We start from the raw sequence: 246 nt of genomic DNA, 5'->3' as shown, positions 1-246 counted from the left end.
CGATGGCCTCCTGGGTGCCCAACAGCTATCGTGAGCTGTATCTCATGTTCCCGTTTCCACACGGTGTCGAAATGGTTCGGCGCGCCGTCTTCGGCGAGTTTGTCGAGACTCATTTCAATCCCCTTTATGCCTTTGCCGTAGGGGGAGTGATGCTCCTAGTCGGGCTGGTCCTGATCTCCGATGCGAGGGAGCGTATCCTTGTCGAATGACCGTGAGTGTAATACCTGCATGGCCTTGATTCGGAAC

Annotated in this window: 1 protein-coding gene; it reads left to right on the top strand. The window is 55.7% G+C overall.

The window, feature by feature from the left end:
- Positions 1–209, top strand: a 209-nt coding sequence (locus OH705_RS28315; protein WP_267303584.1) for a hypothetical protein, incomplete at its 5' end; no start/stop codon positions are given.
- Between the last annotated feature and the right edge of the window lie 37 nt (positions 210–246).

It is taken from the genome of Pseudomonas sp. BJa3 (assembly GCF_026343815.1).
GTDB lineage: Bacteria > Pseudomonadota > Gammaproteobacteria > Pseudomonadales > Pseudomonadaceae > Aquipseudomonas > Aquipseudomonas soli.
Note: the sequence above shows the minus strand (reverse complement) of the source record. Positions and strands in the feature narration are given on the sequence as shown.